Annotated in this window: 2 protein-coding genes and 1 pseudogene; all 3 read left to right on the top strand. The window is 74.6% G+C overall.

Annotation, left to right across the window (positions count from 1 at the left end; genetic code table 11):
* On the top strand, positions 1-1,350 hold a 1,350-nt coding region (locus tag ACZ4SW_RS15305; protein WP_468242648.1), incomplete at its 5' end, for a collagen-like protein.
* A gap of 198 nt (positions 1,351-1,548) precedes the next feature.
* On the top strand, positions 1,549-2,325 hold the full coding sequence (locus ACZ4SW_RS15310) for a TIGR03936 family radical SAM-associated protein (protein WP_468242650.1): 777 nt from the start codon (positions 1,549-1,551) through the stop codon (positions 2,323-2,325).
* A gap of 264 nt (positions 2,326-2,589) precedes the next feature.
* Positions 2,590-3,135: pseudogene (locus tag ACZ4SW_RS15315) on the top strand (Rne/Rng family ribonuclease); the annotation flags it as partial.

Consider the following 3,135-nt stretch of genomic DNA (forward strand, 5'->3'; position numbering starts at 1 on the left):
ACACAGGGCCTGACCGGTACTCAGGGCGCCACGGGTGCTCAGGGTGATACGGGTCCGCAGGGTGCTCAGGGCTTGCAGGGTTCCACGGGCCCGCAGGGTTCCACCGGTGCGCAGGGCGTGATGGGAGCTCAGGGGGCGACGGGTCCGCAGGGTGCGCAGGGTTTCCAGGGTTCGGTGGGCGCGCAGGGCTCTACCGGTGCGCAGGGCGCGACGGGTGCGCAGGGGACCACGGGCGCCCAGGGTCCGCAGGGGTTGCAGGGCTCCACGGGCCCACAGGGTTCCACCGGTGCCCAAGGGGTGATCGGCACTCAGGGTCCGATGGGCTCGCAGGGTGCCCAGGGTTTCCAGGGGTCCACCGGGTCGCAGGGCGCCACCGGTGCGCAGGGAGCCACCGGCGCTCAGGGCGCGACGGGCGCCCAGGGCCCGCAGGGCTTCCAGGGCTCGGTCGGTGCGCAGGGCTCCACCGGCCCCCAGGGTTCGACCGGGGCTCAGGGTTCGACGGGCGCGCAGGGTCCGCAGGGGTTCCAGGGCACCACGGGTGCGCAGGGCTCCACCGGGGCGCAGGGCACCACCGGCACCCAGGGTTCGACGGGCGCCCAAGGCCCGCAAGGGTTCCAGGGGGCCGTCGGCGCCCAGGGCTCCACCGGGGCGCAGGGAGCGACCGGTCCGCAGGGCTCGACCGGCACTCAGGGTGCGACGGGCTCTCAGGGCCCCCAGGGCTTCCAAGGGTCCACCGGGGCCCAAGGGTCCACGGGAGCGCAGGGCTCCACCGGGGCGCAGGGGGTCACGGGTCCGCAGGGCACCGCAGGTCCGCAGGGCTCGGCGGGTGCGCAGGGCTCCACGGGCGCCCAAGGCGCGACGGGGTCCCAGGGGCCCCAGGGCTTCCAGGGGTCCACCGGGTCGCAGGGCTCCACCGGGGCGCAGGGGGCCACGGGGACTCAGGGTTCGACGGGCACGCAGGGCCCGCAGGGCTTCCAGGGTTCGACCGGTTCCCAGGGCTCGACCGGGAGCCAGGGGACGACGGGCGCCCAGGGCCCGCAGGGGGTCCAGGGAGCGCAGGGCACCCAGGGTGCCCAGGGCGCCGGTTCGACCGGCGCCCAGAGCGTCGTGGTCACCAGTACGCTCGCCGGCACGCAAGCGGCCACGGCGTTCAACCAGGTCAGTTGCCCGGCCGGCACATTCGCCACGGGCGGTGGCTCGTACAACGTCAACTCCACGACCGGAGCCGCCGTGAACTTCCAGGGGTTCGACCGTCCGATCGGCTCACCCGCCACCGGCTGGCAGTCGCAAGTGGGATCCGGCGTCAACAACGGCATCAACAACATCGTGTACGCGGTCTGCAGGCCGTAGGCGCGCCATGCGGGGCTTCCGGCGTCCGCCACGGCCGGTTTTCCCGAGCCGGCACCGCCGGGCCCCGGAGTCAGGGGTGCCCGGCGGGAACGTATGGGCCGCCGGACACGTACTCTTGGTAGCAGTACCACCGCTCTCACGAAGGACTGAACGACACTGGGCAAGCGACAGCCCGAAGGCCCGCCGCCCGCACCCGCGGTGCAGCGCATCCGACTGCGCTACACCAAGCGCGGCCGCCTCCGGTTCACCAGCCACCGTGACTTCCAGCGCGCCTTCGAGCGTGCGCTGCGCCGTGCCGAGGTGCCGATGGCGTACTCGGCGGGGTTCACGCCGCATCCGAAGGTGTCGTACGCCAATGCCGCACCCACCGGCACGGGCAGTGAGGCGGAGTACCTGGAGATCGCGCTCACCGAGGCGCGCGATCCGGAACGGCTGCGTGCCCTCCTCGACGAGTCGCTGCCCGCCGGGCTCGACGTCCTGGAGGCGGTCGAGGCCCGCACGCCGGGGCTCGCCGACCGGCTGACGGCTTCCGTGTGGGAGCTGCGGCTGGACGGTGTGGATCCGGCCGATGCGGACCGCGCGGTCGCGGCCTTCAACGCGGCCGACAGCGTCGAGGTCCAGCGCCTGACCAAGAACGGCATGCGCACCTTCGACGCCCGCCCCGCGGTCGTCGGCCTCGAGCGCGTGGAAACGGACAGTTCGCCGGCTGATAGGCCGAGCGACCGGCCCTGTGCGATACTGCGGCTGGTTGTTCGGCACGTGACGCCTGCCGTACGACCCGACGACGTCCTGTCCGGTCTCCGCGCCGTGGCCGACCTGGCGCCGCCGGTCCCCGCAGCGGTGACCAGGCTGGCGCAGGGGCTGTTCGATGAAGAGACCGGCACGGTGACCGACCCGCTCGCGCCCGACCGCGAGGCAGCAGCGACCGAGCCGCATCCGGCCGCCGCGACTGCCGCCGCGACGGCGCCGGCGTAAGGAAGGTCCCGCGCAGGGACGCACGTCGTAGCGCCGCCCTCGTACTCGGGAGCCACCTGGGTCGGGCAGCGCACCGACCAGAAGACTTTCGCCAGGCCGTGCACGACAAGGGGTACGGAACCGGCGAGACAGGACACAGAGAGCTCCCGTGCGGCGCCCGCGCCCCGGACGGCGGCACCGCGCACAGCGCGAGCCGCGGACGTCACCGGCGATCTACGCCGGACCAGGCGCGGCGCCCGGGAGCCTGACGGGAGAAACGCCCGCATGCTCGAACCGACCGAACCCACCAAGGGTTCCGAAAACAACACCCCCAGCGACACCCTGCCCCCGCGCCGCCGACGCCGCGTCGCCTCGCGCCCGGCGGGCCCGCCGAGTGCCGGCACCGACGCCGCGACCGGCGAGATCACGGTGGCCGACCCCGTGAACGGGGCCGGGCCGGCCATACCGGCGCGCGAGGAGTCCCCGACCGCTGAGCCGGCCGCTGGGACAGAAGAGATCGAAGAGACCGGCGAGGCCCCTGCGACCGCAGTGGCCGAAGCTGGGCCGGTGGCCGAGGAGGCGCCTGCTCCGGCTCGTCCGCGTCGTCGTGCCACTCGCCGTGCGTCGGCGCCTGCCGGTGCGCCCGCCTCGGCGGAGGCCGTGGAGGTCGTCGTGCCGGCCGGTGACGGTGGCGAGGGCGCCGGTGAGGCCCTTGTGACCGCAGTGGCCGAGGCCGGGCCGGTGGCCGAGGAGGCGCCTGCTCCGGCTCGTCCGCGTCGTCGTGCCACTCGCCGTGCGTCGGCGCCTGCCGGTGCGCCCGCCTCGGCGGAG

This window comes from Streptomyces sp. NPDC028331, assembly GCF_055565775.1.